The organism is Massilia sp. TWR1-2-2 (assembly GCF_049897565.1).
Taxonomy (GTDB): domain Bacteria; phylum Pseudomonadota; class Gammaproteobacteria; order Burkholderiales; family Burkholderiaceae_D; genus JAFCUW01.
In genome coordinates this window covers 1-1,805 of the sequence record NZ_JAFCWM010000084.1, presented here as the reverse complement: position 1 = coordinate 1,805, position 1,805 = coordinate 1, and the positions used below count along the sequence as shown (strand labels likewise).

The window sequence follows — 1,805 nt, the reverse complement described above, 5'->3', positions numbered from 1 at the left end:
CAAGGCTTGTGTCATGTTCTCGGACGCGATTCGTTGGAAGGAAGAAGTGTACTCAAAACGTGCCTGGCTTTGAAAAGGGGCCAACTACGAATGGGTACATAATCACACGAATCTAAACATGTACACAGATACTGGTTGCACTTCACTCGAGTCTCCGCCGGATAGCAACATCAAGCCTCATCAGGCAACCGCCACTGTTAATCCACTGTGGTCATACGCTAAAGCAGTGCCGTATTCGTCCTACACCGCCCGAAATGGTGTTGAGCCAAGCGCGGGCTACTTCCCTTTCCCGGCGACTGCGTCAACGTCATCCTGGCTGACGCTTTACCCGTCAGCCGCCCCCTTCCCTGGGACGGCGCCGAAGGTAAGCTACCCGGCGACCACGCCGTACCTCACGACATCTGACGCGAATTATTACCAATCAGCCGGCGCCGCCATGTCCCCCTCGAAGCAGCATCGCCGGGTATTGAACGTGCCGTTATTACAGTGCCCGCTCAGCACGACAGGTTCGATCAGCGCTAACGTGCTGGGGATCGGAAGGTTCTATATGACCGTGCCGGCGACTTCCACTAGCGTCAAAGTTGAATTTGCCGGATTAATGCGTGATCAAAATATTGATGGCGAAGTGGAGCTTATGCAATGAAAAAATCGGTCAATCGTCCTGAGGGGCTCCGGCAGCATGGCGTCGCTGCCGTTGAGCTGGCGATCATCATTCCCATACTGATGATGCTTGTAGCCGTGCCGTTTTTTCTCGGGCGAGTCCTTTGGCACTACTCGGTGGCCGAGAAGGCCGCTCACGACGCGGCTCGCTACTTATCGTCGGTACCTGTTACCGAAATGAAATCGCAGTCACGTATCGCGGCAGTAGTAGACGTTGCGCGCCAGATATATGAGTTGGAAGTTGCGGAACTCAACCCGGGACTGTTTCCCGCCACACCGACGTTCTTATGTGGGGGCATTACATGCGCAGGCTTGTTCGTTCCTGATACGGTCCGCGTAAACGTCCAGATGCGTGTTTTCGCTGATTTTATAACGACGGAGACGGTCTACTTTACTGATGAGGAAGGAGGTTTCGTCCTCAATGCTGACGTGACTTTGCCGTATGTAGGGAAATGAAATTCTGAGGCCAAAATGCGTCATTCAAAAAACCGCCAGGCGGGAATTACAGCAGTAGAATTTTCGCTCACCGCGATGGTATTTTTTTTATTCCTTTTCGGGATCATCGAAATGGCACGCCTCGTGTATTTGATGAACACGGTGCAAGAGGTCACGAGGAGCGCAGCTCATGCTGCCGCCAAGACAAATTTCGCTGACGCCGACGCTATGCAATACGTTCGTCAGAAAGCGATTTTCCGCACCTCCAGCGGTCCGTTAGTATTAGCTGATCAAATCACCGACGGCCACGTTCGCGTAGATTACATGGCACTTGTGCGGTCGGGCAATCTGCAAGTGTTGACTGCTGTCTCGACGCTGCCGGCAACACCGATGATCAATCGGTCGACATGCATCGCAGACCCAAATGACGCAAACTGCATCCGCTTCGTCAGAGTGCGCCTATGCGGATCTGGTGCCGGCAACGTGTGCAACCCGATACCGTACAGCCTTCTTGTGCCGATTATCCCCGTCCAACTTAGCGTGCCAGTAGCGACGACGATCGTAACGGCAGAGTCTTTCGGCTTGTAGCCCGCTAGCCTGAATGTTTCACAAACTGCCACAGCGGCCTCCGGGTTGCCGACACTGGACTTGTTTGGCTGTAATCGGAATGTCGCGGGCGATGTCGCCCCTACCCAATTGAACGGGACATC

At 54.0% G+C, this 1,805-nt stretch carries 3 protein-coding genes; all 3 read left to right on the top strand.

All coding sequences use genetic code 11. The features are described 5' to 3' along the window. The first annotated feature begins 118 nt into the window (after nucleotides 1-118). From ACP7DD_RS26440 to ACP7DD_RS26430, 3 genes are read left to right on the top strand one after another with little or no spacing between them, the layout of a single operon-like run. Nucleotides 119-643: a hypothetical protein gene (locus ACP7DD_RS26440; RefSeq protein WP_426178361.1), complete on the top strand. Its 525-nt coding sequence runs from the start codon at nucleotides 119-121 to the stop codon at nucleotides 641-643. After that, complete coding sequence (locus tag ACP7DD_RS26435) at nucleotides 640-1,116, top strand: TadE/TadG family type IV pilus assembly protein (protein WP_426178359.1); 477 nt, start codon at nucleotides 640-642, stop codon at nucleotides 1,114-1,116. Before ACP7DD_RS26440 ends, ACP7DD_RS26435 begins: the two co-directional genes overlap by 4 nt. Nucleotides 1,117-1,131: 15 nt before the next feature. Continuing rightward, complete coding sequence (locus ACP7DD_RS26430) at nucleotides 1,132-1,683, top strand: TadE/TadG family type IV pilus assembly protein (protein WP_426178357.1); 552 nt, start codon at nucleotides 1,132-1,134, stop codon at nucleotides 1,681-1,683. Nucleotides 1,684-1,805 lie beyond the last annotated feature (122 nt).

Bases quoted from the DNA above. Each gene is read 5' to 3' on its own strand.
- ACP7DD_RS26440 (WP_426178361.1), top strand. From the start codon at position 119: ATGTACACAGATACTGGTTGCACTTCACTCGAGTCTCCGCCGGATAGC.
- ACP7DD_RS26435 (WP_426178359.1), top strand. From the start codon at position 640: ATGAAAAAATCGGTCAATCGTCCTGAGGGGCTCCGGCAGCATGGCGTC.
- ACP7DD_RS26430 (WP_426178357.1), top strand. From the start codon at position 1,132: ATGCGTCATTCAAAAAACCGCCAGGCGGGAATTACAGCAGTAGAATTT.